General features: G+C 60.0%; 31 protein-coding genes. 19 read left to right on the top strand and 12 right to left on the bottom strand.

Features of this window, described 5'->3' with window-relative positions:
- Positions 1–41: 41 nt before the first annotated feature.
- The 7 genes from V8P77_RS31640 to V8P77_RS31610 all read left to right on the top strand — a co-directional run bounded on the left by V8P77_RS31640 (position 42) and on the right by V8P77_RS31610 (position 3,054).
- Complete coding sequence (locus V8P77_RS31640) at positions 42–317, top strand: sigma-70 family RNA polymerase sigma factor (RefSeq protein WP_335916204.1); 276 nt, start codon at positions 42–44, stop codon at positions 315–317.
- 32 nt (positions 318–349) lie between these two features.
- Positions 350–715 (top strand): hypothetical protein, encoded by a 366-nt coding sequence (locus V8P77_RS31635; RefSeq protein ID WP_335916202.1) that lies wholly within the window; start codon positions 350–352, stop codon positions 713–715.
- Positions 681–1,079, top strand: a complete 399-nt coding sequence (locus V8P77_RS31630) for a hypothetical protein (RefSeq protein WP_316030009.1) — start codon at positions 681–683, stop codon at positions 1,077–1,079. The genes V8P77_RS31635 and V8P77_RS31630 overlap by 35 nt, the downstream gene beginning before the upstream one ends.
- The gene (locus V8P77_RS31625; RefSeq protein WP_027668500.1) at positions 1,076–1,375 is read left to right on the top strand and encodes a GcrA family cell cycle regulator; all 300 of its coding nucleotides are present in this window, start codon (positions 1,076–1,078) and stop codon (positions 1,373–1,375) included. The genes V8P77_RS31630 and V8P77_RS31625 overlap by 4 nt, the downstream gene beginning before the upstream one ends.
- Positions 1,372–1,569: a helix-turn-helix transcriptional regulator gene (locus V8P77_RS31620; protein ID WP_335916200.1), complete on the top strand. Its 198-nt coding sequence runs from the start codon at positions 1,372–1,374 to the stop codon at positions 1,567–1,569. The genes V8P77_RS31625 and V8P77_RS31620 overlap by 4 nt, the downstream gene beginning before the upstream one ends.
- Before the next feature lie 13 nt (positions 1,570–1,582).
- Positions 1,583–2,176 (top strand): hypothetical protein, encoded by a 594-nt coding sequence (locus V8P77_RS31615; RefSeq protein WP_335916199.1) that lies wholly within the window; start codon positions 1,583–1,585, stop codon positions 2,174–2,176.
- 185 nt (positions 2,177–2,361) lie between these two features.
- Positions 2,362–3,054, top strand: coding sequence for a hypothetical protein (locus V8P77_RS31610; RefSeq protein WP_335916198.1), 693 nt, complete (start codon positions 2,362–2,364; stop codon positions 3,052–3,054).
- A gap of 141 nt (positions 3,055–3,195) precedes the next feature.
- Here the strand turns inward: V8P77_RS31610 and V8P77_RS31605 are convergent, their stop codons facing one another.
- Positions 3,196–3,972 (bottom strand): phosphotransferase, encoded by a 777-nt coding sequence (locus tag V8P77_RS31605; RefSeq protein ID WP_335916197.1) that lies wholly within the window; start codon positions 3,970–3,972, stop codon positions 3,196–3,198.
- Positions 3,973–4,528: 556 nt separating this feature from the next.
- On the opposite strand from V8P77_RS31605, the gene V8P77_RS31600 reads away from it, so the two are divergent.
- Positions 4,529–6,103 carry a carboxylesterase/lipase family protein gene (locus V8P77_RS31600; protein WP_335916195.1) on the top strand — a complete coding sequence of 525 codons (1,575 nt, stop codon included), beginning with the start codon at positions 4,529–4,531 and terminating at the stop codon, positions 6,101–6,103.
- A gap of 84 nt (positions 6,104–6,187) precedes the next feature.
- Here the strand turns inward: V8P77_RS31600 and V8P77_RS31595 are convergent, their stop codons facing one another.
- From V8P77_RS31595 to V8P77_RS31585, 3 genes are all read right to left on the bottom strand, one after another.
- Positions 6,188–6,883, bottom strand: coding sequence for a class I SAM-dependent methyltransferase (locus tag V8P77_RS31595; protein ID WP_335916194.1), 696 nt, complete (start codon positions 6,881–6,883; stop codon positions 6,188–6,190).
- A 368-nt stretch (positions 6,884–7,251) separates the two neighbouring features.
- Positions 7,252–7,710 (bottom strand): GNAT family N-acetyltransferase, encoded by a 459-nt coding sequence (locus V8P77_RS31590; RefSeq protein ID WP_335916193.1) that lies wholly within the window; start codon positions 7,708–7,710, stop codon positions 7,252–7,254.
- 8 nt (positions 7,711–7,718) lie between these two features.
- The gene (locus V8P77_RS31585) at positions 7,719–8,108 is read right to left on the bottom strand and encodes a RidA family protein (RefSeq protein ID WP_335916192.1); all 390 of its coding nucleotides are present in this window, start codon (positions 8,106–8,108) and stop codon (positions 7,719–7,721) included.
- Between the two features lie 155 nt (positions 8,109–8,263).
- On the opposite strand from V8P77_RS31585, the gene V8P77_RS31580 reads away from it, so the two are divergent.
- The 4 genes from V8P77_RS31580 to V8P77_RS31565 all read left to right on the top strand — a co-directional run bounded on the left by V8P77_RS31580 (position 8,264) and on the right by V8P77_RS31565 (position 10,304).
- Positions 8,264–8,857: a TetR/AcrR family transcriptional regulator gene (locus V8P77_RS31580; RefSeq protein WP_507237393.1), complete on the top strand. Its 594-nt coding sequence runs from the start codon at positions 8,264–8,266 to the stop codon at positions 8,855–8,857.
- Between the two features lie 119 nt (positions 8,858–8,976).
- On the top strand, positions 8,977–9,291 hold the full coding sequence (locus V8P77_RS31575) for an ArsR/SmtB family transcription factor (protein WP_003557361.1): 315 nt from the start codon (positions 8,977–8,979) through the stop codon (positions 9,289–9,291).
- Positions 9,288–9,647 carry an SRPBCC family protein gene (locus V8P77_RS31570; RefSeq protein ID WP_335916188.1) on the top strand — a complete coding sequence of 120 codons (360 nt, stop codon included), beginning with the start codon at positions 9,288–9,290 and terminating at the stop codon, positions 9,645–9,647. The genes V8P77_RS31575 and V8P77_RS31570 overlap by 4 nt, the downstream gene beginning before the upstream one ends.
- A gap of 45 nt (positions 9,648–9,692) precedes the next feature.
- Positions 9,693–10,304: an ATP-dependent Clp protease proteolytic subunit gene (locus V8P77_RS31565; RefSeq protein ID WP_335916187.1), complete on the top strand. Its 612-nt coding sequence runs from the start codon at positions 9,693–9,695 to the stop codon at positions 10,302–10,304.
- Between the two features lie 150 nt (positions 10,305–10,454).
- On the opposite strand, the gene V8P77_RS31560 is transcribed toward V8P77_RS31565, so the two are convergent.
- Positions 10,455–10,769 carry an EthD family reductase gene (locus tag V8P77_RS31560; protein ID WP_335916186.1) on the bottom strand — a complete coding sequence of 105 codons (315 nt, stop codon included), beginning with the start codon at positions 10,767–10,769 and terminating at the stop codon, positions 10,455–10,457.
- Positions 10,770–10,986: 217 nt separating this feature from the next.
- Here V8P77_RS31560 and V8P77_RS31555 point away from each other — a divergent pair, with 217 nt between their 5' ends.
- From V8P77_RS31555 to V8P77_RS31545, 3 genes are all read left to right on the top strand, one after another.
- Positions 10,987–11,160 carry a hypothetical protein gene (locus V8P77_RS31555; protein WP_335916185.1) on the top strand — a complete coding sequence of 58 codons (174 nt, stop codon included), beginning with the start codon at positions 10,987–10,989 and terminating at the stop codon, positions 11,158–11,160.
- Positions 11,161–11,247: 87 nt separating this feature from the next.
- Entirely contained in the window at positions 11,248–11,466 is a 219-nt protein-coding gene (locus V8P77_RS31550) for a hypothetical protein (RefSeq protein ID WP_130654892.1), read from the top strand.
- A gap of 164 nt (positions 11,467–11,630) precedes the next feature.
- Entirely contained in the window at positions 11,631–11,888 is a 258-nt protein-coding gene (locus tag V8P77_RS31545) for a GlsB/YeaQ/YmgE family stress response membrane protein (protein WP_335916183.1), read from the top strand.
- Positions 11,889–11,997: 109 nt separating this feature from the next.
- On the opposite strand, the gene V8P77_RS31540 is transcribed toward V8P77_RS31545, so the two are convergent.
- Complete coding sequence (locus V8P77_RS31540; protein ID WP_335916182.1) at positions 11,998–12,354, bottom strand: antibiotic biosynthesis monooxygenase; 357 nt, start codon at positions 12,352–12,354, stop codon at positions 11,998–12,000.
- Between the two features lie 126 nt (positions 12,355–12,480).
- Here V8P77_RS31540 and V8P77_RS31535 point away from each other — a divergent pair, with 126 nt between their 5' ends.
- Positions 12,481–13,368, top strand: a complete 888-nt coding sequence (locus V8P77_RS31535) for a LysR family transcriptional regulator (RefSeq protein ID WP_335916181.1) — start codon at positions 12,481–12,483, stop codon at positions 13,366–13,368.
- A 216-nt stretch (positions 13,369–13,584) separates the two neighbouring features.
- Here V8P77_RS31535 and V8P77_RS31530 read toward each other — a convergent pair whose 3' ends face one another.
- The gene (locus tag V8P77_RS31530; protein ID WP_335916179.1) at positions 13,585–13,857 is read right to left on the bottom strand and encodes a BON domain-containing protein; all 273 of its coding nucleotides are present in this window, start codon (positions 13,855–13,857) and stop codon (positions 13,585–13,587) included.
- A 355-nt stretch (positions 13,858–14,212) separates the two neighbouring features.
- Positions 14,213–15,238, bottom strand: coding sequence for a sensor histidine kinase (locus V8P77_RS31525; protein WP_335916177.1), 1,026 nt, complete (start codon positions 15,236–15,238; stop codon positions 14,213–14,215).
- 207 nt (positions 15,239–15,445) lie between these two features.
- Here V8P77_RS31525 and lov point away from each other — a divergent pair, with 207 nt between their 5' ends.
- Positions 15,446–16,483, top strand: a complete 1,038-nt coding sequence (lov, locus tag V8P77_RS31520) for a blue-light-activated histidine kinase (RefSeq protein WP_335916176.1) — start codon at positions 15,446–15,448, stop codon at positions 16,481–16,483.
- A 27-nt stretch (positions 16,484–16,510) separates the two neighbouring features.
- On the opposite strand, the gene V8P77_RS31515 is transcribed toward lov, so the two are convergent.
- Complete coding sequence (locus tag V8P77_RS31515; RefSeq protein ID WP_335916174.1) at positions 16,511–17,332, bottom strand: DUF1206 domain-containing protein; 822 nt, start codon at positions 17,330–17,332, stop codon at positions 16,511–16,513.
- A gap of 100 nt (positions 17,333–17,432) precedes the next feature.
- Complete coding sequence (locus V8P77_RS31510; RefSeq protein ID WP_335916173.1) at positions 17,433–17,951, bottom strand: metallophosphoesterase family protein; 519 nt, start codon at positions 17,949–17,951, stop codon at positions 17,433–17,435.
- Positions 17,952–18,178: 227 nt separating this feature from the next.
- Here V8P77_RS31510 and V8P77_RS31505 point away from each other — a divergent pair, with 227 nt between their 5' ends.
- Positions 18,179–18,475, top strand: a complete 297-nt coding sequence (locus V8P77_RS31505; protein WP_025393600.1) for a DUF982 domain-containing protein — start codon at positions 18,179–18,181, stop codon at positions 18,473–18,475.
- A gap of 253 nt (positions 18,476–18,728) precedes the next feature.
- Positions 18,729–19,343 carry a L,D-transpeptidase gene (locus V8P77_RS31500; RefSeq protein WP_335916171.1) on the top strand — a complete coding sequence of 205 codons (615 nt, stop codon included), beginning with the start codon at positions 18,729–18,731 and terminating at the stop codon, positions 19,341–19,343.
- Positions 19,344–19,469: 126 nt separating this feature from the next.
- Here V8P77_RS31500 and ftsH read toward each other — a convergent pair whose 3' ends face one another.
- Both ftsH and V8P77_RS31490 read right to left on the bottom strand, forming a co-directional pair.
- Positions 19,470–21,311 carry an ATP-dependent zinc metalloprotease FtsH gene (gene ftsH, locus V8P77_RS31495; RefSeq protein WP_335916169.1) on the bottom strand — a complete coding sequence of 614 codons (1,842 nt, stop codon included), beginning with the start codon at positions 21,309–21,311 and terminating at the stop codon, positions 19,470–19,472.
- A 12-nt stretch (positions 21,312–21,323) separates the two neighbouring features.
- A complete protein-coding gene (locus tag V8P77_RS31490; protein WP_335916168.1) occupies positions 21,324–22,709 on the bottom strand; it encodes a DegQ family serine endoprotease in 1,386 nt (461 codons plus the stop codon).
- Between the last annotated feature and the right edge of the window lie 53 nt (positions 22,710–22,762).

Here is a 22,762-nt window from a genome sequence, read left to right as displayed (position 1 = left end):
AACGGCGAGCCGCGTTCGAAATCGGAAAGAAGGACCAAGCGATGAGCATCCAGGCCGAGGCGGCGCCAGCGCAGCAAAGCACGCAGATGAACGCGCTCGAACTCTTCCGCAGCGGCCGGGACTATATCGAGATCGCGGCCCTCCTCGGCACGTCGGTGCCCTCGGTGGAAAGCGAGATCCACCGGCTGCGAAGCGCGGAGAAAGGTGACAGTGCCCAGCAGGACCATGCCGGCGAGATCCGTCGGTTCGTCCGCCGCCCCGCGAGGCCCGGCGCCCCGGTCAATTTTGCCGGCGGGCGACGGAGGCTGCGGGTTTGAAGAGGCTATCTCAAGCGGGAAAGGGACATCGCATGGCTAAGGACACGGTGAGTGAGGAGATCATGGAAATCCTCCGCCCGGTGCTGGGCGAGGAACTGGCGGCAGCGATCATCGAATTTCGCAAGCGCACGCTGAAGAAGCCGCTGACGGTCTATGCCGCGCGGATGCAGGCCAGGGAATATCTGATGACCGGCGATCCGGTCGGCGCCGCCGAGATGCAGATCTTCCGCGGCTGGCAGGCGATCAAATGCGACTGGTATCTCAAGGAGAAAGCGAGGGAAGCCGGGTCGATCAACAGCAGCACGAGAAGGACAGCAGTGGATGCCGCACGAGATTTCCCCTCTGGTGAAGATCATTTCGGGGATGCTTTCTGGCTTCCCGGCATCCGCAGGCACTGATCCCGACATGCAGATCCGCGCCTATCTCGTCGCCGTCGAGGGCCTGCCGGCAGAGGCGGTCTGGCGGGCCGCCAAACGCTTCATCTCCGGCCAGGTCAGGGACCATAACCGCGCCTTTGCCCCGAGCTCGGCGAGCTTTGCCGAAGAGTGCCGCCAGCAGCAGGCGGCGATCGAGGCCGAGCGCCGGCCGCGCCTGGAAGCCGAGCCCGAGGTGCCGCGGCCGAAAGTGCCGGCCTACAAGATGCAGCTGCTGCGTGATGCGGCCAATGGCAGCCGCAGCGCCAAGCGGGAGCTCGCCCGCATGTTTCCCGACAACCCGATCATTGCCCGCGCCGCGCGCGATGCACAGGAGGCCACCAAGTGACCATCACCTTTTGGACGGAAGACAAGATCGTCAAGGCGGAAAAGCTCTGGAAGGAAGGGCTGTCGGCCAGAGAAATCGCCAACCTGTTCGGCTCGAAGAAGAACACCGTCATCAACATGGCGCATCGCAACCGCGACAGGTTCCCCTCGAGGCAAGACACCTGGCATCCGCATCCGAAGGCGGGCCCGCCCGTCCAGCCGATCCGCCACCCCGACCGCGTGACACGGGTGACCCTGTCGGGCGCGCATGTGACGATGCCGCGCGTGCCCAGCATCGACGGGCCCGCTGAGCCATGAGCGCCGTCACCCCACGCGAAACCGAAGTGATCCGCTGGATGGCGGCGGGCAAGACGGCCGCCGAGATCGGCACCATTCTCGGCATCTCGCCGATCACCGTGAACACGCACATCGCCAACGCCAAGATGAAGCTCGGCGTCTTCAAGGAAACGGCGCTGGTCGCCGCGACACTCAGAAACGGCATCATTCGATAGAAGGACGATCAGCATGGGCGGCAAAGCCACCAAGGTGAAGACAGGACGGGTTAACAAGGGCGCCGGCCGGCCGCGCAAGGAAAATGTCGAGCGTTTTCCCTGCGGCAAGATCAAGCCCTTCGAAACCGAGAAGGACAATATCAGCGTCGCGATATCCGCCCGCAGGCGCATCCACGGCTTCGGCCGGACGGTTGATGACGAGACGGTGAAGAGCCCCTTTGCCGGCTACACCCTCGGCCGCATGTTCCTCGACGGCCTGATCACCGCCGAACAGCGCCAGGCCGGCGACGACTATGCCGAGACGATCGCCCGCTACCACAAGACCACAGGCATCCCGGCCCCGAGCCCCAGAGCGCAATCGCTGTTCTCCGTCAAAGGCCATGAGGGCGAGCCGACCGAAACCTTCGCCGACCGCGCCCGCAAGGCCAGCAACCGCATGATGGCGCTGCAGGGCATCCTGCTGCGCTGCCCTGATGGCCCGCAGGTGCGCAGCATGGTCTATAACGTGACGGTGATGGATTACGACCACTTGCGCCAGATGCCGCCGCAGCAGCTGTTGTGGCTGCGACGGGGGCTGACGGCTTTGCGGGGGGCGAGGGGTGGGTGATGGGCGTGGCTCACGCCTTGTGTTGAGCCGTCGGATTTGCGGCTACGACTGGGTCCAGCGGTGTTCCAAGCTGAGCCACAAACGGACATTGCTTCCATTGTAGAACGTTGTTACGCATACTCAATTTTAGTGCCCGCAAGCCCTTCGAGAATTCCAATCATTTCCCCGACGACCTACGAGTACGTATGAATTTCTTCGCTGTTATATTGGGCGTGCTCGCCATCTGCGCCCTGCTGTTCATAGCAGCCATCGCAATTCTCTTTATTGGGCTGCGACGCATGTGGCGACGGACGCGGCCTAACCAACTCTTCCTGAGAACTCTCATTGTTGCTTTTGGCCTAGGGGCTATCGCATTGCCCTGCGTTGCCCTCAAAATTAGTGAACGAGACTCCGTTCTCGCACGCGTTCCCAAACCACTCGAAGTGGTGGAGATCGAATACCGTCTGGAAGAATCTTGGGGTGTCGGTTTCATGCCCGGAGACAACGAGACCGGTTTCGTTGTCTATCGGCTGACCGATGACAGCGCAGACTGGGCACGAAAACAGGGCAGCCAACTGGGCAACATGCTGGCGGGGGCAAAAGGAGCGTGGCGTGAAACACCGGTCGACGACAGTAGCGACCAAACAGCGATAGGCCAATGGCATCACTACGACCGTGATCCGGATATGATGGCGGTAGAGCGTCCTAAGCACCACCCTCCGACAATATTCGAATATCTAGAGAAGTACGGCTTCACGATCTCAATTGCTCAAGGGCGGGATCACGAAGCCAACCAGTCGATACAGTCAACTGGATCGTTTTACTCCTACGGAAAAGGCGGCAGTGTCACGATCATTGATCCGGGCCGGGGTAAGGTTTATTTCGCTTACGCTGGATGAGCATCCATGACCATTCGCGATAACTTTGGATCCGGATTCGGGGTCAAAGACAAACGGCCTTAGCCGCTATGGAAACTCTGCGCCAAAAGCCGACGCTCACCCGCGTGGGCGCTGAATCAGATCCATCGCATACTCTTCCATTCAGGCGACCTCAAGCATCCCCTCGTCAAGCACACCACGGCTGGCCAGTTCGGTCTCCCATGCGGAACCCGCTGCAGCAAGGTTGCGCATATGCTGCTGCATTTGCCGAACCCGTTCGATTCCGGCCTGCATGATGCCGATCTCCGGCGCTATACCGTAGGCATCGAGTAACAATTGAAAGCGCCGGGCTTTCTCGCGGACGCTCGTTTGCAAGCCATGCGCCTCGCATTTTTCGTTACGCCAGAACGGCACCCAACGCCAGGCAACAAAGCCAAGGTCCCAGGCGCGCGGTCCCGGCGCTGCCGCGTCCCAATCGATGAAAGCCACGGGGAGCCCTGCCTGAAAGACCGTATTCCACGGCGTCAAATCATTGTGGCAGACTGTTTCAACGGGGTGGCGGGCGTCAAGACGCCATTCGCGATCTCTCCATAAGAAGCTGGCTGCAGCATCGTGGTAGGATCGCAGCAATTTTCCCAGGCGCTCGAGGACACTGTCGCGCCAGACATAATTCGGGAGACGGAGGTCGAAGCGTCCGCCTTTGTCGGGAAGGAAACCTTCGCCGTTGCCGACTTCACCCTCGATATAGGTGAGGATTTCCCGTCCCTGATCATCGAGGCCGAGAGCACGCGGGGACCCATCAAAGCCCTGGCGCTCGACGTGTCGCAGCAGGTCGAGAACAGCGGGAGACCACGCACGTCCGCCACGCCGCACCGTTTCGCCTATGCGCACGACGTTCGAATCCTTGCCGCCGATAAGTGGAATTTCTGGCTCGTCCATACCCCAGCTTAGGCGTGGGCGAACTGACGGGTCAACGGAGAAAATCCGGCAAAGGCGAGGAGAGTCGAACCGACGTCATCGATGATCGCCGCAAGCAATAGCCGCAAAAGCCCGGATTCCCGCGCTATCCGGTTCATGCCGTGGACTGCCCCTCACCCTAACCCTCTCCCCGTAAAAGACGGGGAGAGGGGACGTGCCAAACGCAGCGTCAAGGTTGAGGAAGCCGGTGCGGCATGTCCCTTCTCCCCGCGCGCGGGGAGAAGGTGGCGGCAGCCGGATGAGGGGCAGGCTGCGATCTATGTGCGGGATTGCCGCATGACATTGGATCCGCTGCTCGCGTCCAAAACGCCGCGGGTCTAAGGCCGGTTGACCGCCCCCGAGCTACTCGGCCCACCGCCGTTCAAAGAACTTTGTCCTGGCGCCCAGATAAATGAGCGCGAGCAAGAGGCCGATGCCGACATAGCGACTTTGATCGACGTCTGACGGACCCTTTTCGTTGCCGCTCCATCGGAGTATTTTGCTCCCAAACTGTCTCAACTTGGCGCTGGAGTGTGCAGTGTTTGCGGACGGCAGTCGCAGGTTTCTGCTCTTTTTGGCCGTCGCATCGTGTCAACTGACGTTGGCACCACGATTGGGTGCGGCAGACGACACCGTTACCATCGGCAGCGGAATGCTGAAGGGTGAGAGGTCGGGCACGGTCGTCAGCTTCAAAGGCATACCCTATGCGGCACCGCCGGTGGGCGATCTGAGATGGCGCAATCCGAGACCAATGGAGACGTGGAGCGGTATCAAGGATGCCCGCGATTTCGGTCCGTCCTGCATGCAGACCGGTGACCTGCCGAAGTCAGAGGATTGTTTGACCCTCAATGTCTGGACGCCCGCCAAGCGTTCCCGGACACCCCTGCCGGTGATGGTTTGGATTTATGGCGGCGCTCTTGCCCAGGGAAACACCCTTCAATATCCCGGCGACCAGCTGGCCGCCCGGAGAGTTGTGTTTGTCAGCATGAACTACCGTGTAGGCCGATTGGGGTACTTTGCCCATCCGGCGCTGATGAAGGAATCCCCTGACGAGCCCGTCGGCAATTATGGTTACATGGACCAGCTCGCAGCCTTGAAATGGGTCCAGCAAAATATCGAAGCCTTCGGCGGCGATCCGAAGAAAGTGACGATATTCGGAGAGTCGGCAGGTGGCGGCTCGGTGATGGCGCACATGATATCGCCATTGTCACGGGGGCTTTTCCGCGGCGCCATTCTACAGTCACCGGGTCTGCCTAGCGCGCGTGCTGAGAGCACGCCTTTGTCACCGCTGAAAGAAGCGGAGAAAACCGCGCTGGACTATGCGGCTTCTCTGGGAATCAATGGCAGCGATGCCGACGCTCTCACCGCCCTTCGGGCGCTGCCTGCCGAAAAGCTGACCGAAGGTGCATCGGCACACGACGTGCTGGCGGGAATGTCGATCGGCAAGCCCGTCATCGGCGTCTCAGGCCCGATCATTGACGGACGGTTTTTGCTCGAAACGCCGGAAGCGGCTTTTGCGGCAGGCCGCCAAGCGCCGGTTCCCGTCATCGTCGGGGCAAATAATCGAGATCTCGGTCTCGGTCAGGCCGCGACGAAAGACGATCTCTTCGCGCTGTTCGGGAAGCATGCAGCCGAAGCCCGCACCCTCTACGATCCCACGGGCCAACAGACGCTCGATGAGCTGAAGCAGCAGGTTCTGGCCGACAAAACGCTTGTCGAACCATCCCGCCACCTCGCTGACGAGATGATCCGCGCCGGTCAGCCGACGTGGTGGTATCGTTTCTCCTATGTCGCCGAGGCTCTCCGCAACGATCCGGCATGGAAAGGCACTCCGCACGGCTTCGAAATTCCGTTTACGCTCAACATTCCAGACGCACTGGTGAAAGACAAGGTTACGCCTGCCGACTGGGCCATGGCCACATTGGCGAGTGCCTACTGGGTCCAATTTGCAACGAGCGGTGACCCCAATGGAGGCTCGCGGCCAAAATGGCCTCACCACGACCCCTTCGTCCACAGGGTCATCGACTTCACCAATCACGGCGTGACGTTCGGAGCCGATCCGCTGAAGCTAAGGCTCGACCTCTGGCAACGATATTGGGAGGAAAAGGAGTGACGGGGTGATGCCTGTCGCTTACTCCCGGCCATCCGTAGGACTGCAGCCCCCGGCCGTAACAGGAAGGCTCTCGTATCCACGTCCTCAGGCTTTCACCACTGAAAAGAACAGGAACCGCGGCTTGGTCGTCAGGCTCTGATAGGCCTGCGGAAAAAGCGTGCGGGCGCGAGGATCGGGCTGGGGCTCGCTGACGATGTCGATCTGAAATCCGGCCGACTTCAGCGCGTCGAACATGGCATGCAGCGGCCGATGCCAGAAGCGCATGGCGATATCCTTTCCGCCGCGCTGCCAGATCTCATCGAAGCTGTAGGTCTCGAAGTAATTGTCGCGGCCGGTCGAGGCGTGATCCATGAAGGGATGGTGGGTGGAAAAGACCAGGCGGCCGCCTTCGGGCAGCAGCCGGTTGAATTCCGAAAGCGGCCTCGACCAGTCGGGCAGATAATGCATGACCAGCGAGGCAAGGATCAGGTCGAAAGCTTCGTCCGCAAACGGCAATGCTTCGTTGAGATCAGCCGTTAGCAGCCGCGCGCGCCCTTGCAGGCGACGTTGCGCGACATCAAGCATGCCCGCACTGGCGTCGATCCCGGTCACGACAGCCCCGCGCTCGACGAGCGCTGCCGCATGCGCCCCGCCGCCGCATCCCGCATCGAGCACGGAAAGCCCTGCGGCGTCGCCAACCAGGGCAAGAATAGCCGGCCGCTCGTAATAGGCATTCCAGACGTTGATCTCGTTATCGGCATCATAAGCCGCCGCGAACGCATCATAATCATTCTCGGCCAAGATTTTCCCTTTCCGAAGACTGTTCGCAGACGCCTGCCCATCGAGGCTTGATCGATCGATACTTCCATTTTATCGCCCAGCCAACTCCATTGGCCCGGGTCCTATCGATAGGCAGAGCCGGATCGCCGATATCAGTGACTTGCCGGAATTCGGTCGCTGGTGTCGCCACCCGCCCTCGTCCTTCGAGGCTCCGGCCTTTGGCCTGCGCACCTCAGGATGAGGGCTGGTCGTGGTGCTTGCCTCGGGCTACCGGCGCGTCTTGCCGCTGCGCTTCCCGTTGAACCAGGCTGCAACCTCTCTCCAGCCTCATCCTGAGATGCCCCAAAGGGGCCTCGAAGGACGGGACTGGCCTCTTGCCTCCCGCCTGTTCAAGCGATTTGCTTTTCCATCACGAGGGTACGCTCTTCGCCAAAAACAACCTCCCGCACCTCGTTGTAACCGAGGCGGGCATAGAAATTTCTCGCAGTCAGAGAGGCGGGAACCTGCAAAGCCTTTATGCCGCTGGCAAAAGCAGCGACTTCAACGGTCTGCATGAGGCGTCTTCCGATGCCGCGCCCCTGAGCCGTCGGAGATACGAAAACCGTCCTCACTGTATCCCCATCAAGGCTTGCCGTTCCCACGGGTTGACCGTCCTGAAACGCGATCCAGACGATCCGGCTGTCCATCAATTTCAGGATCGCGTCGGCAGAGAAGTTGCCGATGACCCTCTCTATGACGCTGGCGGGATAATCCGCAGAATTGCTGATGCGGATCGTATTTGTCACGAACTCGCTAATCAAAGGGGCGTCACTGCCAATGGCGCGCCGGATTTCAATCGCGTCGATCATGGGTGACTTCACGGAATACGGGCGATCACCTTGATCTCGAAGTCGAAGCCGGCGAGCCAGTTGACGCCGATGGCGGTCCAGTTTGGGTAGGGTGGCTTGCTGAACATCTCCTGCTTGACCGCCATGATCGTCCCGAACTGATTTTCGGGGTCGGTGTGGAAGGTGGTGACGTCGACGATATCATCCAGCGTTGCGCCGGCGGCACTCAGCGTCGCCTTCAGGTTTTCAAAGGCGAGCCGCACCTGGCTTTCGAAATCGGGTTCGGGAGTCCCGTCCGGACGGCTGCCGACCTGTCCGGACACAAACAGCAGATCACCGGATCGGATCGCGGCGGAATAGCCGTGCTTTTCGTAAAGAGCATGCCTGTCGGCCGGAAAGATTGCTTCGCGTTGGGTCATTCTGATCTCTCTTCATTGTTGACAACGACCGTTGAGCGCGACGTATCGCTTCACATCTCGCGCCCCATTTGATATACGGTTCGTATGCGAAATGTATGAGATACGCATCGTATGTCAAGACCATATACGCTTCGTATATGAAATTGAGGGATCGAATGGCGAGGAAACGCAGCGAAACGATGCAGGAAAACCGCGTCAAGCTGATCGCGGCGGCGCGCAAGACCTTTGCGGAAAAGGGGTACTCGGCAGCATCGATGGACGAATTGACGGCCGACGCCGGGCTGACACGCGGCGCGCTCTACCACAATTTCGGAGACAAACGCGGGCTGCTGGCGGCGGTCGTCGATCAGATCGACACGGAGATGGCCGTGCGCGCTCAGGAGATCGGAGCTCAGGCGGGTAACGATTGGCAGGGCCTGCTCGCCGAGGGGGCGGCCTATATCGAGATGGCGCTCAATCCGGAAGTCCAGCGCATCGTCCTGCTCGATGGACCTGCGGTGCTGGGCGATCCCTCGCAATGGCCGAGCCAGAACAATTGCCTGCAGGTGACCAGGAGCACGGTCGAGCGCCTGATCTCCCAAGGCATCCTCAAGCCGCTCGACGCAGAGGCGGCCGCCCGATTGCTGAGCGGCGCGGCTCTCAATGCCGCCCTCTGGATCGCCGCCAGCGACGATCCGCAGGGCGTGCTGCCAAAGGCGGTCGAGGCTTTCCATGCCTTGGCGGCAGGCCTGCTAGTGGAGCGTTTGTGATCGACCTCGAACGCTTTCAGGAAAGACCGGAGTGTCGCAAAGTCAGGAGTTGCGCGACAACGGAAAAGCCATCGCGAAACAGACTTGCGAATCGCATAAGTCTGTGCTTATGTGTCGGCATGATCGAGAATGATATTTTCCGCGCCTTGGCTGACCCGACCCGCCGCGCAATCTTCGAGAAGCTGGCGGCGGGCGGCATGAACGCCAGTGCCCTGCGCGAGGGCATGGAGATCAGCCAGCCGGCAATGTCGCAACACCTTTCGGTTTTGCGGAGTGCAAAGCTCGTGAGGGAAGAACGGCAGGGGCGGTTCGTGAATTACGAAGTCGATCCGGACGGGCTGGCTCTCATCGCACAATGGTTGGCGAAATATCGCGCCTACTGGCCTGCCCGCATCGAAGCTCTCAAGGTCTTGCTGAAGGATATGGACCAATGAACGATGGAAAGGCCAAGGAGCAGAAAGACGGCATCGAACTGGAATTCGATCTGGATGAACCGCCGCAAAAGGTCTGGCGTGCAATCAGCATTCCGGAATTTCGAGAAAACTGGTTGCCGAAAGACGCTCTGGCCGATCCCACCCCGGCCACGATCACACCTGGCGAGCAAGTCCGTTATAGCCTGCGCGACGACGCTCCACCTTTCCTTGAAAGCACGGTGACGTTCACGATCGTCCCGAACGCGACCGGCGGCACCCGCCTGCGCATCATCCACGAGCTCACCGACGCGAGGCTTGACCGGATGGCGGAAACGGCCGCGAACAGCAACAGTCCGGCCCTCATGCTCGCCGCCTGACGCGGCAAGCTCTCCCCTTTAATTCTGGAAGATTGGAGTTCGCCGATGCGCGAAGCGATGCAACTCGTCCCTATGGTCGTAGAACAATCCAGCAGAGGGGAGCGGTCTTTTGACATTTACTCCCGCCTTCTGCGCGAACGCATCATCTTCCTCAACGGCGAGGTCAACGATACCGTTTCCGCTCTGGTCTGCGCGCAGCTACTATTCCTCGAGGCTGAGAATCCAAACAAGCCGATCAATCTTTACATCAATTCGCCGGGCGGCGTCGTGACCAGCGGCTTCGCCATGTACGACACCATGCGCTTTATCCGCGCGCCGGTTCATACGCTTTGCATGGGCACAGCCCGTTCCATGGGATCGTTCCTGCTGATGGCAGGCGAGGCCGGCGGAAGAGCTGCCTTGCCCAATTCCAGTATCCTCATTCACCAGCCATCCGGCGGCTTCCAGGGCCAGGCTTCCGACATGCTGATTCATGCCGAAGAAATTCTGAAGACCAAGCAGCGCATGACGCGGCTCTACGCGGAGCATTGCGGACGCTCCTATGAAGACTTCGAGCGCGGGATGGATCGCGACCGCTTCATGACCGCGGAAGAAGCATTGGAATGGGGTATCATCGACCGTATTCTCAAGGTTCGGGAAGGCGAAATTGCCGATTAAAGCGGCACTTGTTTTCCGAACTTTTCAACCTCGCAGAATAAGTTCCCGATCGTCGACCGGTTCGGCACCGGCTACGTCACCATGGATCAGGTGCGCCAGCACTATGCCGATCCCGGAAAGTCAACGGCTACGCCTGACGCGCCGAAGCCCCTAGCCTCTAACGATTTCGCTGATCTGCACGATGGGCGCGATGTCCGTATAGTTGGCCACGTCCGCCGCGATCTCCGCGCGGTGAGGACCGAACGCCTCCTGGAATATCGCGAGCGTCGGCGAGTAGACGTGGCACGCCGCGACGAACTCCGGCGCGCTTCCAGGTTCGCGACCCGCAAGGCCCTTTTCGATCTCGTAGCGCAGGCAGGCATCGCCGAGCCGTTCCTGGATCAGTGGCATGTGGCGGGTGCGGTAGTAGTCGTGATCGAACCTCGAGCCGCCATCGGCCGGATAATAGACGCTCATCTTGATCATGGTCGGGCTCCTGCCTGAACGCCTCTCCGAGCGTCCGAAGGGCTTTCTAGCTCACCGACTCGTCAAGCCGCAACCGGATTTCTGGCCGAAGCGAGTTTGACGAGAGCAAGTTAGTTTTCGCTGTGCTTTCCGAAGCGGGTGGCGATTACGGAGGCAAAGAGTCCAGGCCGGGCGGAACCGTTGCAGCGGCTATCGGTTAATCCGCGGAGGTCGCGGCGTGCCAATCGGACGTGACGGAGATGGTGAACGCACCGGTTTTTCCGATTTCTCGGTGCGGGCAACGAAATGCCAGGCGAGCACCTTACCCGTTCGCCACGATCTCATCCCGGACAACAGGATTGGCGAGGATCGAACCGTCAACCAGGGCCACACATCGATCACTGTCTTCTGAGCGCGCAAACCGCCGCCCGCCCATCATAGGCGGTGGAACAGGCGAGCGACCATGCTCCGTGTGGATCGATCAGAGGAGGAAAAGGTCATGAGCAAAAATAATTGGAAGGCCGGGCTCCGCGCCAAGCTGGAGCATCTCGTCGACGACTGCGTTGTGGCCGGGGCCAGACAGCAGGACGTCTTCGATACGATCATCAAGGAGATCGGCAATCTGCGCGCAGCCCTCGAGCGCGATCCCGACCCTGCAGACGACGATGTTGCCGTCATTGAGGAGCCTGCAAACGATTGGCCCGCGGCCGACAAGTGACCTGAAGCCGATCGGGGAGGGCACGCGAGCGCTTTGGGGCGGGCTTATGGAACCAACTGGCGCAGCGAAGATTTACAGTCTTGTCGCTTGGCAATCGTTTAGCCCGGATCTGCGAGACGTGATTGCCCGCGCCGGCCGCGCATCATTCACAAGGGGGAATTGCTATGGAAAATGCAGGTATCGGCTGGATCGCCGCCATCATCATCGGCGGCATTGCCGGCTGGCTCGCCGAATTGCTGATGAAGAGCAACATGGGCGTGCTGATGAACATCGTTCTCGGTATTGTCGGCGCCATCGTCGCCAACTTTATCCTGTCGCTCTTCGGCGTCGTCCTTGGCGGATGGCTGGGTTATTTGATCGCGGGCTTCATTGGAGCCTGCATCCTCATCGCTGTTGCGAGAATGGTCAGGCGCACGGCCTGACCAAACAGAAGGCGGCTTCGCAAACCGGCCGCCTTCGGCATCCCCAAGTTTTCAACTTGGAATGACGCTGCGGCGCTCCTGTCGTGGGACTGACCGCCGATGAGATCGGTCACACCGCCGCTGCACGTCTCGGCAAAACGAGATCGCCGACCGTGTACGTATGGAACTCGCTTTTTGAGACCGCATCGAGCCTGCGGAACTTCTCGACGAAGACCGGATCGGAGAAGAATTCGTCGACGTTTCCGGCGCCTTGGATCGCCTCGACATTGACCACCGTCTGGCCGTCGCTGCTCTTTGCCAGGCTGCTCCACAAAAAGCCGTCTTTCCGATCGGCGACGTAGTGAACGACATCCTGGATGATGTCGAAGGCTTCCTGCTGCTTGCCCGGATGGACGTGGATGACATTGACGATAAAGGTCGTTGGTGCGGGCGCGCCGGCAAAGGCGGCAATGAGGTTCGTTTCCATGTGTGTCTCCATCTGAAGCTCGGGCCATTGCGGCCGCGGCGACATCTGGATATTGGGATCGAGATAGCGGATAAATGGGCGGCTATTCGCAACACACCGGATGAAAATTCCGCAATAGGATGTTCATTGGACAAGCTCGGCACGCTCGGCATCTTCATTCAGGTGGCAGAAGTAGGAAGCTTCGTGGCAGCCGGCCACCGTCTCGGGCTCTCCGGCTCGGCCGTCGGCAAGGCGATTGCCCGGCTCGAAGACGAGCTCAGCGTCCGATTGTTCAATCGCTCGACCCGCAGCATGGCCCTGACGGAGGAAGGCCGGGTCTTTCTCGATGCGTGCTGGCGCATTCAATCGGAATACGAGTCCGCCCAGTCGCGGCTGTCGAACGCGCAGCTCGTTCCCAGCGGGCAGCTGCGCGTGAGCCTTCCGCTGGCCGGCATGCTGCTGATGCCGACCATCTCCGCCTTCATGCAAACCTATCCGAAGATCAATCTCGACCTCGACTTTTCCGATCGTCTGGTCGACGTCATCGAAGAAGGGTTTGACGCCGTAATCCGCACCGGCGAGGTGAGGGACACTCGGCTGATGAGCCGGAAGCTCGGTACGTTCAGGCACCGGATCGTTGCCGCACCGGAATATCTGATGGCCCATGGCCACCCGCAAGTGCCGGAAGATCTTCTGGAGCATCGTTGCCTTCACCACCGTTTCGCCAATTCCGGCAAGCTCGAGCCCTGGCCGCTGGCCCGCGATGGGGATGAAGTCAAACTCGACCTGCCTGTGACGACGGTCGCGAGCACCCTGGAGCCGCTCATCTATCTCGCGGAGCGCTCTTTCGGGATCACCTGTCTTCCGGCATTTGCCGTGGCCTCGGAGGTCGCAGAGGGCAAACTGGTTTCGCTGCTGGATGATTATCTGGCCGACACCGGGACGTTTCGGGTCCTCTGGCCGACAAACAGATATCTTTCCCCCAAGGTTCGGGTGTTCGTCGACTACATGGCCACGAACCTCTTCGCCGGGTGATGGTTCCGATCGCTGGGCGAAATGTCTCGGCAGCGACCCGCCATTTGCGGGCCTCTGAACAGATTGGGCAAAAACTAGAGTTCCGGAACAGGGGCGCAGCCGCCGGACATTTGAAATCCCGACCGACCTACCGCAAAGGCTGATAGCAGCCGCAATAGATCATGCTGTCCGTCGAGCGGAGTTCGACGCGCCCGTCCATCGGCGTCCGCAGCTTGCCTACTGCGTGGGAAAACGGCTGAGCATCCGGTCCTGGACGTTCTCCCAACCGACGATCATCGCGGCAAGCGAGATGGCTTTGTCGCGGTCTGCAGCCTTGGTTATAAAGCCTTCGAGCAGGACGACAGGGCCGAGCATCCTGATCTCGATGGCACTGCTGTCGATATTCGGATCGGCGGAAAGGGCTGCTTCGATTGTGGCGATCGTGGACGCCGAACTATGGCCTTGCGAGCAGCGCTCCTCGTGATTGTAGTTATCGGGGCCGAACTTCATTTTCTCCTCCTGTTCCGCCCCTCCACGAATTACACTATACCTCGCATTAGATATGAGCAGCGTGCCCTGACATCACCAGCCGGACTTAAGTCCGGCTTTCCCTCGGCACGATCCGCATTAGATTCTCCTGATCCTTGCTGAAAGGACGTCAGGGAGGTTTAGCATGTTGCCCAACTCCAGTCGGAACCTCCCTGATGACTCTCCAACGCCGCAATGGATGCGGAATGCTTTTGCGTTTGGAGGAGACGGATAGGAAGCGGAACGGTCGGCGACCTCAGTTGGCAACGTATATAACAATAACCTACGGTGCGAGCGGGGTGCCTCGCCGCGCCTACGGCCTAGCTTCGTCGTCAATTTATTCCTCAGCGTCGGAATAGTTTTTATACTGCAGCTTCTGAAGCGGCGCATCCAGCCTTAGGATGAGCCCTGTCGGCGCATAATCAACTGCGACCTCTCCAAAGGCGGACAGGCTGGAACTGACGAGGCGTGTGCCGAACCCCTGCTTGCTCGGAGCTTCCACCGCCGGGCCTCCAACCTCCTGCCAAGTGAAGTTCAGGCGTTGGTCGCCCGCCGCATCGCGTAGGGACCATTCGATTTCGACCGTCCCTGTATCCACCGACAGCGCACCATACTTGCTGGCGTTGGTGACGAGTTCGTGCAGCACCAGGGAGAAGCAAAGGGCCGCCTGCGGACCCAATTCAACCGCAGGACCGCTCGCCTTGAAACGTCCTGACGTCTCAAGTCCGAGATTAATCGCGGTCGCCTCGACGATTGTCGCCATGCTCGTGCCCAGCCAGTTCTGCTGAAGCAAAATGTCGTGCGCCTTTGAATAAGCATTGAGGCGTGCCGTGATCGAATGCTCCGCATCCTCCAAAGAGCTGGCGTTTCGGAAGGATTGGCTGGTGATGGCTTGAACGACGGCCAGCGTGTTTTTCATGCGGTGAGAGAGTTCGTGCATCAGGATGCGCTGCCGTTCCTCGTTCTCTCTCTGCTCGGTACGATCTCTCAGAATCTTCACGAAACCTTCGACTTCGCCGTCGTCCGACGTCAACGCCATCATCTGACCGGACGCCCAGAACAACGAGCCGTCCTTGCGAACGTGCCAGCGCTCATCATTGCCATGACCTTCGGTCAAAGCGGCAGTCATTTCCCGCTGGAGAATCCCGGCCTGCCTGTCTTCCTCGGTGAAGATGATCGCCGCAGGCTGGCCGACAATCTCATCCGCATTCCATCCGAGAATCCGGCGCGCGCCCTCATTCCACGTGGTCACCAGCCCGTCGAGATCCGTGGAGATGATCGCATACTCGATCGCGCTTTGGAGGATCGCTTCGAGAAAGCGCTCCCGGGAGCGGCTGGAATTGGAAAACAGTTTCATGATCATGTGGTGCGTCAGATCCTTTCAGGGCCTGCAAGGCTGAAAGGCCTCATCCTGATTTATACCGGACGGCGTGGCGTTGGCAAAGGCCGCAGCCGTGACACGTTGTCCGGCAAGTCTCGGGGAGTAGCAATCGCTTAAGCCACGCAACTGTCTCGGAAACAAAGACACACCAGCTACGTTATCAGCCGACGACTTTGTGAGCGTACAAGCATGACAGCCCATACCAAAGAAAAACTCCACGGGGATTTGCCCTCCGCATCTTCAAAAGCAGCTTCTGCCGATCGGAAAGAGTTGGCAGCGATCGCATTTGAACGCACCAGGATGCCGATGGTCGTTACCGACGCGCGTAAACCCGACCTGCCGATCGTGCTCGCAAACAAGGCATTCCTTGAACTGACAGGTTACGAGGCCCAGGAGATACTGGGCCGCAACTGTCGTTTCCTCCAAGGTCCTGCTACGTCTCCGATCGCCGTTGCCGAAATTCGTGCCGCTATCGCCGAAGAGCGCGAGGTCACCGTCGAGATCCTCAATTACAAGAGCGGCGGAGAGCAGTTCTGGAACCGCTTGCATCTCAGTCCCATCCATGGTGATGACGGAAGGATCCTGTATTTCTTTGGGTCTCAAATCGACATGACCGAGTACCGGCGGATCGAGGCACTGGAAGCCTCCGAACATCGCCTGCTCATGGAGGTCGACCACCGATCCAAGAATGTCTTGGCGATCGTCGACAGCATCGTCCGCCTGAGCAACGCCGAAGACCCTGCGCTTTACGCCGCCGCCATTCAACACCGCGTTCACGCGCTCGCCCGTGCACATAGCCTGCTTGCTGCACGAAGATGGACAAGCATTTCTCTCGAGGAACTCATTCGCCAGCAGGTGGCGCCGTTCGCGGCCACCCGCGCCTTTTTTAGCGGGCCGGATGTCAAAATGCCGGCACCCGTCGTCCAGCCCCTTGCACTCGTGCTGCATGAGCTCGCGGTCAACGCAGCCCATCACGGTGCGCTTGCCACTGCGCAAGGGAGGCTTTCGATCAGTTGGAAGCCGGGACCGTCCGGGGCCGGCTTTAACATCCGGTGGCAGGAGGTGGGCGCCCCCACTCCACCCAAATTGACCAAGCGAGGTTTTGGTACGGTGATCGTCGGCGCAATGGTTGAAAAGCAGCTTCAAGGACGTCTCGAGAAAACCTGGTCGGAGGAAGGGCTGCTGATCGACATTGAAGTTCCGGCTGCCGGCTCGACCTCCGCATAACGGCACGTTGGCACAGGAAAAGTGATGTCAAGAACCCGCCATCGAGATCGAACGCTTAGGGTCCGCTAGCGCAGGACTGCGAACGATGCGGTACCTTGCCTCAACAAGATTATAAATTCCGAAAGCCGCCAACCCAGCGGCGACCGCGACGTACAGAAAGGATCCCAGCGGAAGCTGGCGGAGCCATTCCAAGGCGTCGCCCATGCTGCCGGCTTGTCCAGGATCCACCCTGAAACCCGCATAGGCGAAAAGGACCCCGGTAATCGCGAACACGACGCCACGGGCGACAAGACCGTAGATGCATACCAACGCCACAATACCCTTTTGATCAGGTATCCGAAGGTGGCGTTCGAACGTCCTGGTGATGCCCTTGGCGGCCGTCACGAAGCCGCCGATGACGAAGCCAGCTCCGACGCCGATCGCAAGATAGGAGCCGAAGGGCTGCGACATGATCCATCCCGCCAGATCCTTCTCACCGGAACTTCCGCTGCTGCCGCCCATGAAAAGAGCTTTGCCGAGTGCATATCCGGCAAGCCCGAGATAGGTGATGGCGCTGCCGAAGAGTGCGGATCGGATCGCCAATCCTCTTGCCTTGCCGCCATGGCCGTCGCTATCGGCTAGTGACTGCGCCAACCTCCAGGCGACAAAACCGAGAAGGCCGAGCCCGATCAATCCGACCCAAACGCGACCGAGCGGCTGCCCAAGCAGTGCCGAAAGCGCGGATTTCGTCTCCGGCCGGCCACCGGCCAGGCCGGAGAAGAGAGCAAGCCCGGCCACAAGGAGAAAGACAACGCCGCGCGCGACATAGCCGCCTTTGGCGAGCAGATCAAATCGATATCCTTTGGTCATCGGCGGTCCCCATCGGTTTGAGCGTGCGATATTAACGCGCCAAGCCGCTGAAAGTTTTCCTGCGGCAAGAAGAGCCAAGCGCGCAAAACTCAGGTCGCGTTCATTGAGTTCGCCGTGCGTCAGCCTTTCGGCGGGTCGAGGCAAGTAGAGCGTCGAGCCGAACCGGCTGGAGTTCACGCGCATCGACGCCGACATCGAACTGACGGGGGACCGGCTTCAGCCTGCCGTGGGAGTGTCCGTGCAGATTGACCGAGCCCTTGCCCATCTTGTTCCAGGTTCTGAACGCGTAGTGGCACAGCACCAGATGGTAACCGTCCAAGCTCAACTCTTTGTAATGCTGGACGCTGCTCCAGCCCGATGCATCGGTCGTCGCCTCTGGATCGTTGTTGCCGACAACGAGGTGTTTCCTGCCGTGCAGGCGGTCGAGGAGCGTGTCGCAATCGCCCGCCCGCGATGACATGAAGTCGCCCAAATGCCAAACTTCGTCGTCGATCCCGACGATCAGGTTCCAGTTCCTGATGAGGGCGACATCGTGGGCCGCCATATCAGGGAAGGGTCGCCGATCGATGCGAAGGACGCGAGAGTCGCCGAAATGGGTGTCGCTGGTGAAGAAGATCATGCTGTTCACCTATGGTCGAGTCTGTCTTCGATCTTCTTGCGGCAGTTGCCGACCTCCTTGCAAGTCTGCCGCAGCGGCTATCGATGGTGCAATGATGCTGTGAGCACCAGTCCCGCACCCTATCGATGACACATTCAACGGAGACGATCTCAGCCAAACCGTGATCTTGAACAGCGGATATTCGTTGCCTAAATCAGCGGCACTCAATGCCGTGAAAGGAGGTAACGATGGCACTTGATATTTTTGAACACCCGATCTACGCGCAACGAAAGTATTTCGTGCAGGAGATCGCTGGGCTTGACGATGTCTTTGACTTTCTCGACGAATGGCCACAGGAGAAACGCGATATCACCTATGAGGTGATGTTGGACGCCTGCCGGAAGGCAGCCAATCGCCAGCTTCCCGCATCGGTCGTTGCGGCGAATTTCAGTCGCTTTCTGAAAAAGCACGGCAAGCTTGCAGAGATAGAAGATGTCCCGACGCACCTGCGGCGGGTCAGCGATCGAAATGTCTCGGGTATTTAGGACCGAAGACGATGGGCGCGGGCCGGGGCGGCCGGTCGGGCGCGTTGCGCTCCTGCCGTATCCGTCGAAAGCGACCGTGACTGGTTGCGCCGGCCCCCGTGGAGCTGCGCAGGCCGAAGCGCAGCTTCCGCGACGTGTTCACACGAAGCCAGGGCTGAGAAACAATGGTCGCGCATGACATGGACACCGCGGCCTTAGTGCCGCCACAGAATTCGGTCCAATCACGCTTGTACAACGAGCGGGTAGCGACGAAATGAGATTGCTGGTTCTTGTGGTCACGGCGGCGCTCTTGCTGACGGCCTTTGCGGCGAGAGCACAGGTTTACGGACCTTATGATGGCTATGACGATTATGGTGGCTATGGCTATGACGATCCATACAGCCCCTACCCACCGATCCCAGACTATGAGCCAGTTCCTCGCCATCGCGACTACCTGCCCGATCGCGGGCAACTGCCAAGACAAAGCGCGAGAGGCACGATCTTAATAGTCACCAGTCAGCATACGCTCTACTACACGACCCCATGGGGCGAGCAGTTCGCGTATCCGATCGCCGTGGGTCGTGAAGGCAAGCAATGGTTCGGCTCCACGCGGGTCGTATCCAAGAAGGAGTATCCTGAATGGAGGCCGACGGCGAGCATGCGCCAGAAGAACCCGAAGCTTCCGGCAGTCGTAAGGCCCGGCCCCTCCAATCCGCTCGGAACACGGGCCATCTATCTTGCCGATGGACTGCTACGCATTCACGGCACCAACGACCCATCATCCATCGGCACCAACGCATCGAGCGGGTGCTTTCGGATGTATCGCCAAGACGTCGAGGAACTTTACGAATTGGTGCAGCCCGGAACTCGCGTCATCGTCCGACGATGAGCCTGGCCGATAAGAACGCCCGCCACTGCGGTGGTCTGAAGCATTTGCCGCCCATCAACGCGCAACCTCGAGACGAGGCGGTTGTGGCTGTGTAAGCCGAACCCTGCCGCATCAAGCAGGCGCCATTCATGCTGTGCGCCCGCGTGCGGGCCGTTCAACGGTCTCTACAAAGGCCTGCAATTCACGCTCATCGAGAGTTTCCTTCTCAAGGAGAAGCCTTGCAGACCGATCCAGTATCTCTCGCCGCTGCCCGAGGAGCGCCACCGTTTCATCGAAGACATGGTCGACGATCCGGCGGATCTCCTCGTCAACCCTCGCTGCGGTCTCATCGGAATAGTCGCGCTCCTGCGGACCGTAATACAGCGGATCAGCCCCCAGTAACGCACGCCGGTCTTTCTCCAGGGCCACGTGTCCCAGCTTGTCGGTCATGCCATAGCGTGTGACGATCGCGCGGGCAATGTCGGCAACTTTAACGAGATCGTCGGCAGCACCGGTCGAAAGATGGCCAAAGACGATCCATTCCGCCGCGCGGCCACCGAGCAGCACCGCCATCTTATTCTCCAGTTCTTCCCGCGTCATCAGGAAGCGATCCTCGATCGGACGCTGGACGGTATAGCCGAGGGCGCCGATCCCTCGGGGAATGATGGACACTTTGTGCACCGGATCGACGCCGGGCAGCGCCATGGCGACCAGCGCATGTCCCATCTCATGATAGGCGACGATTTCACGCTCTCTTGGATTGAGCAGCCGATTGCGCTTTTCGAGGCCGGCGACGATGCGTTCGACGGCGTCATTGAAATCGGCCATCGTCACCGCCTCCGCCCGACGGCGTGTGGCGAGCAGGGCTGCCTCGTTGACGAGATTGGCGAGGTCGGCGCCAGTGAATCCCGGTGTGAGCGCGGCGACCTTTTCCGGTGAGACATCCGCCGCGAGCTTCACTTTCTTAAGGTGCACGCCGAGAATCTGGAGTCGGCCCGACTTGTCCGGCCGATCCACCAGCACCTGCCGATCGAAACGACCGGCACGCAGCAGAGCGGGATCAAGTACCTCCGGTCTGTTGGTTGCGGCCAGCAAGACGAGGCCAGTGGAGGGATCAAAGCCATCCAGCTCGACCAGAAGCTGGTTCAGCGTCTGCTCCTTCTCGTCGTGCCCGCCAGTCATGGAGCCAATCCCACGAGCGCGGCCGAGAGCATCGAGCTCATCGATAAAGATGATGGCGGGTGCTTTGGCGCGCGCCTGCTCAAACAGGTCCCGGACCCGCGCTGCACCGATACCGACAAACATTTCGACGAACTCCGACCCGGAGATCGAGAAAAACGGCACACCGGCTTCGCCCGCGACGGCGCGCGCCAAAAGCGTCTTACCGGTTCCAGGCGGACCCACTAAAAGCACACCCTTTGGCATACGCCCGCCAAGGCGGCCGTAACCCGCCGTGTCCTTCAGGAAATCAACGATCTCCTTCAGTTCGTCCTTGGCCTCGTCGACGCCGGCGACGTCGTTGAACGTCACGCCAGTGTCGGTCTGGACATAGACCCTGGCCTTCGATTTGCCGATCTGCATCAGGCCTCCGCCGAGCCCGCCGCCCATGCGCCTGATCATGAACATCCAGACGCCGACAAAGAGCGCCACGGGAATGAGCCACGACAGCAGATCGCGCAGGAATGTGCTCTCGATCTGACCCGTCACGACTACTCCGTATTGCCGGAGCTGCTGGGCCAGATCAGGCTCGACCCGTGTCGTGACGAAAAAGGGGCGCTCATTCTGCGGCTCCTTGTACCGGCCCTGGATGAAATTATCGGAAACGGCAACCTCGGCGATCTTCCCATCCTTGAGATCCGTCTCGAACTGGCTGTAGGGAATCCGCGCAATTTGGTGAGTAGTCGCGAAAAAGGACTGGAATGCCGCAAGAAGCAAGAAAGCGATAATCCAGTACCAGATGTTGAAGCGCGTCTTCCTGTTCATCTCCATGGCCGTCTACTCCTACCGGACGACCAGAAGGAGTCGCGCGCCCTCACGGACCAGTTCGAGCGCCAATACGCCAGGTTTTTCGGCAATCCTACGCTGCAGCTCGGTGACCGAAGCGACCGGAACTCTATTGAGCGCGACGATCATATCACCTGCTTGAAGGCCGGCGCCGGCAGCCGCGCTGCCGGAAGCCACCTTTTCGATCACCACACCGTAACCTCCGGCTTGCTGCGCCTCTTCGCCAGAAGCATTCCTCATCATAGCGCCCTCGAGCGGCGTGCCGGAGAGAGCTGCGGATGACCGATCGTCCATTGCAATGGTGGCCGTGATCACCTTCTCCTCGTCGCCGCGCTTCACCGTGAGGCTCAGCTTGCTGCCGGCAGGCATGAGGCCAATGCGGTTCCTGAGGTCAGTCGCACCACCGATCGGGCGTCCGTCGGTTGCGGTGACCACGTCTCCGGTCTTCAGTCCGGCCTGTTCAGCCGGCGAGCCCGACTGGACATTGGCGATCAGTGCGCCGCGGAGGTCACCGAGTCCGAGAGCCTCCGCCAGCTCCGGCGTCAGATCCTGAATGCCGATGCCGAGCTCACCACGTTCCACCTTGCCGTGCGCGATCAACTGGTTCATGACCGTCGCCGCCATACTGCTCGGCACAGCAAAGCCGATACCGACGTTGGCGCCGGCGGGGCTTAGAATTGCGGTATTGATGCCGACCAATTTGCCGTCGAGCGTCACCAGGGCACCACCTGAGTTTCCGGGGTTGATTGAGGCATCTGTCTGAATGAAGTCCTCGTAACCTTCAATATTCAGGCCGCTTCGCCCCAACGCACTGACGATGCCTGACGTAACAGTCTGGCCAAGCCCGAACGGATTGCCAATCGCCACGACATAGTCGCCAACCTTAAGTGCATAGGAATCCCCGATCTGGATCGCGGTAAGATTTGCAGCATTGACCTGCAACAGAGCGATGTCCGTTTCCTTGTCGCTGCCGATCAATTTGGCCGAAAGCTCTCGTCCATCCTTCAGCGTTACTGAAATCTCGCTGCCGCCGTCGACGACGTGATGATTGGTGAGCACATAGCCTTTCGCGGCGTCGACGATGACGCCGGATCCTGCGCTCATTCTCGAGCGTTGTCGCTGTTGCGGCAGATTGAAGTACCGGCGGAAGGTGGGATCGCTGAAGAGAGGATTGTCTCGCGACGGTGCGCGGGAGACGACCGCGATGTTGACGACGGCCGGCGTGACTTGTTCAAGCATCGGCGCCAGAGATGGAAGTGACGCCGATGCGGTGCCGGATGCCCGCGTCTGCGAGGTGACCGGCGCTATCGTAAGCAGGATTGCTGCAAAGGCGATCACGACTGACGCGGCAATCCTATGAAATCCCTGGAGGATATCGAACATGGTTTGCTCCTTGGATTTTGACGGGAGGTCAATGCCGCCCAGCCGCAATGCAA

Source organism: Rhizobium aouanii, assembly GCF_037002925.1.
Classification (GTDB): Bacteria; Pseudomonadota; Alphaproteobacteria; order Rhizobiales; family Rhizobiaceae; genus Rhizobium; species Rhizobium aouanii.
The sequence above is the reverse complement of the archived record's forward strand: the minus strand, read 5'-3'. Positions and strand labels throughout refer to the sequence as shown.